The organism is Paenibacillus sp. OV219 (assembly GCF_900110075.1).
Taxonomy (GTDB): domain Bacteria; phylum Bacillota; class Bacilli; order Paenibacillales; family Paenibacillaceae; genus Paenibacillus_Z.
This window is the reverse complement of sequence record NZ_FOCJ01000030.1, coordinates 1-3,326: the sequence shown is the minus strand read 5'-3', so window position 1 is coordinate 3,326 and position 3,326 is coordinate 1. Positions and strand designations below refer to the sequence as shown.

Annotated in this window: 4 protein-coding genes and 2 pseudogenes; 3 read left to right on the top strand and 3 right to left on the bottom strand. The window is 44.2% G+C overall.

The annotated features are described in order from the left end of the window. Positions 1-310 precede the first annotated feature (310 nt). From BMY11_RS28310 to BMY11_RS28300, 3 genes and pseudogenes are all read left to right on the top strand, one after another. A complete protein-coding gene (locus BMY11_RS28310; RefSeq protein ID WP_090583855.1) occupies positions 311-700 on the top strand; it encodes a MerR family transcriptional regulator in 390 nt (129 codons plus the stop codon). Positions 701-771: 71 nt separating this feature from the next. Beyond that, on the top strand, positions 772-1,614 hold the full coding sequence (locus tag BMY11_RS28305) for an oxidoreductase (protein ID WP_090583852.1): 843 nt from the start codon (positions 772-774) through the stop codon (positions 1,612-1,614). Between the two features lie 390 nt (positions 1,615-2,004). Continuing rightward, positions 2,005-2,301: pseudogene (locus BMY11_RS28300) on the top strand (multicopper oxidase domain-containing protein); the annotation flags it as partial. An 83-nt stretch (positions 2,302-2,384) separates the two neighbouring features. Here BMY11_RS28300 and BMY11_RS29590 read toward each other — a convergent pair. The 3 genes and pseudogenes from BMY11_RS29590 to BMY11_RS28285 all read right to left on the bottom strand — a co-directional run. Beyond that, a pseudogene (locus BMY11_RS29590) lies at positions 2,385-2,513 on the bottom strand (nuclear transport factor 2 family protein); the annotation flags it as partial. A gap of 113 nt (positions 2,514-2,626) precedes the next feature. Then, complete coding sequence (locus BMY11_RS28290; RefSeq protein ID WP_090583848.1) at positions 2,627-2,959, bottom strand: winged helix-turn-helix transcriptional regulator; 333 nt, start codon at positions 2,957-2,959, stop codon at positions 2,627-2,629. Positions 2,960-3,083: 124 nt separating this feature from the next. Beyond that, positions 3,084-3,326 (bottom strand): aldo/keto reductase (locus BMY11_RS28285; RefSeq protein WP_177182867.1); only part of this gene is annotated, 243 nt, incomplete at its 5' end.

Here is a 3,326-nt window from a genome sequence, read left to right as displayed (position 1 = left end):
GTCAGCCGGCCAGCGTCGTGGACCCCATTAACATCATACCAAGGAGTCTTTTTATTTCTCAAACCTCGTATTTCTTCATAATAGGAATGCTGCCCGTTACTTTAATGAACAAAATAGGATCTGCCAAGAAGCAGCTCCTAAACTTTAGTTTTGCTTTAGTTTGGTGATTCTTTATTTTCTGATGAAAAAAATATTTCTCCCACGATATATTCGTTATATTCTCTCCACCACTCTACAGCGGGTAGATTGGATGGGTGATACTGTTGTATAATTTAATTAAAGTCAACTTGAACGATTGAAGGGGATAATCATGAAATATAGTATTAGTGAAATCGAAAAAATAACCGGATTACCAGCCTCTACTCTTCGTTATTATGAGCAAGAGGGGATTCTGCCTAATGTGAATCGAAATGCTCGTGGGAGAAGAGAATATACAGACGAAGTTTTGGATTGGCTCGAATTAGTTGTTGCATTGAAAGATACTGGCATGTCTATCGATGAGATCAAAGCCTATACAGCGCTTATTCGTCAGGGAGATGAGACGCTGAATGCAAGGAGGGATTTTCTGTCCGAGCACAAAATGAAAGTGGAGAAAACAGTAGCGCAAACGCAATTTCATCTTGAAAAAATCATTCGCAAAATCGCGATTTACGATATCTTGATGCATAAGAAGTTGACAAGTAAAGAAACTTTAATTTAGATCCCCTATTGACTTCAAGTTTACTTTAAGTAGTAAACTACGAAATAGATAAAATTGAAGGAGTGATTATTTTGTCTCAACAAGAAAAAGTTTGGTTTATTACAGGTTGCTCAACTGGATTTGGCCGTCATATCGCGGAACATGCGATTGATGCAGGATATAAGGTTGTCGTGACTGCCCGCAATGTGGAGCAGATTCAGGATATCACTGCTAAATCTGAAGAAAACACACTGGCTCTGTCATTAGACGTGACCAATCAAGATCAAATCAACGATGCTGTCGCCAAAACGATTGAGAAGTTTGGCCGTATTGATGTGCTCGTGAACAATGCTGGTATTGGTTATTTCGGTTCGGTTGAGGAAAGCGTAGAAGAAGAAACTCGTAAAATGTTCGAAATTAACTTCTGGGGACTCATGCATGTGACTAACGCCGTGTTGCCGCAAATGAGAAGCCAGAAATCTGGCCATATCATTAACTTCTCTTCGATCGGTGGCTTAACTTCATTCCCGACACTTGGCTATTACCACGCAACATATGCCGTTGAGGGTATTTCCGAAAGTCTCGCGCAAGAAGTAGCCCCTTTCAACATTCATGTGACACTGATCGAGCCAAGCGGATTCCGTACGGACTGGGGCGGTCGTTCTTCGGTTAAGACTGACACAGCTATTACGGAATTGAAAGAATCGTTTGTTGGCCAAATGCTGAATGCTGTCCAGCGGGGGGCAGGGCAAGAAGCTGGCGACCCTGCCAAGGCTGCACAAGCGGTTATTAAAGTCGTTGAAGCAGACAAGCCACCGCTTCGCCTGCTACTTGGAGAAGGGGCTTATAAAGCAGCCACATATAAAATCACAAACTTACTTGCAAGTATCGAAGAATGGAAAGAAACAACGATGAACGCCGACTTCAAAAAATAAGAGCTCTTATTTAATTAAAGGGTTGTCTGACTTTCATAGTCGGACAACCCTTTATTCAATAGAAAGTAAGATGAACCACGTACATAAGTGGTAAACTGTTAGATAAAATTATTTTCTCTCATGCAACTAATCTGCCCGTTCGTATTATGAGGTCAGCCAGAACTTACTGGTCGACCTCTTTTATCTTTACGAGGTTTAGTACGGGTTAACTCGTGTAATTTGGTTCACGGGATTGTATAGAACTTCTTGTCCTAATACGGCTTTGTATAGAAGTTCTTTTCTTGCGCAAACGACAAGAACTTCTATACAATAAATAAAAAAGCCGCAGTTTATGCGACTTCCGTTGTATATATGTTCTTGTCGTCCGACGCTAATATATATTATAGAAAAATGCCCTTTATAATCAAAAAAGTATGGTCTCCCAAAAATCGTAGTCATAATAGTTTATATTATGAAGTGACAATGAAGGAGTTTTCTCAGAAGCTGCATAGGGACCTCCAACCAACCCGTTTATGGGGTTATGAAGGAACATTTCCGGGTCCAACGTTCGAAGTAATGAAGAATGTAACCGCTTTTGTCAAATGGATTAATGAACTGCCCAATAAGCACTTTCTTCCCGTGGATACAACGATCCATGGCTCCGAAGTCACGATGCCTGAAGGAAGATCCGTCGTACATTTACATGGATGCGGTAACGACCGTACTATCTTAGAGAAAATGAAGAACCAGATCCTCCATGCGGATCTGGTTCAGCCGTTTAATTATTACTGTTAGAACATTCCGTTCTCATTAGGTGAATACTCTGGTATGGCCTGACCTATATCCCACAATTCGATGATGCGGCCGTCCTCGAAGCGAAAGATGTGGACCACAGCCGCTCCGAGGTCTTCCGACTCTTCACCCCGGCTCCACCGTTTCACCAGCCAGAAACAGCACATAGACAAAGTTCACCGCTATATCCACTTTTAACCTTCGTCCGGTGGAGTACCGAACTAAGATTATGCCCTCTTCATTACGTCCACTTCGCGGCCCACTGCTTCATCTCATGCAAAATGCCGTGCAGATCCACGCCTTTGGGGGTAAGTGAGTACTCGACCGTTACGGGGACTGTCGGGAAGACATGGCGTTCCAGCACGCCTTGGCCTTCTAGATGGCGAAGCGTGTTTGTCAGCGCCCGCGGGCTGACGTACGAAATCTGACGCTGCAGCTCGCCGAAGCGGCGCTTCTCGCAGAACAGCTCTCGAAGCACGAGGAAGGCCCATTTCCCGCCGATGACATCCAGTGTTTTCTCGATTTTGCACTCGATCATGGCAGGTTCTTTCGGAACATAATTGCTTAGGTTCATGGTATAAATGCCTCCCGCCGTTCTTGCCGAGCTTACGATATTTTATACGTTTGACGCCTCCCGCTTCCACGCTAAATTCCAATTATAGTTTTATTATTATTTATGTAATGCTGCAGCTAAACCATCACCACGCATAAGCTTTCGGAGCTTCCCCGCCCGGTCCTGGGAAAATGTCATCCAAACGTTTCATCGTTTCTTCCGTAAGCTTGAGATCTACGACTCTCAGCGTATTCTGGAATTGCTCCAACGTTCTCGGTCCGATAATCGGCGCCGTCATGGCCGGATGCATCAGCGTCCATGCCAGTGCGACGTTGGCTTCGCTTTCGCCGATTTCCCGGCAAAGCGCCGCGAACCGTTCCAGCTTGTC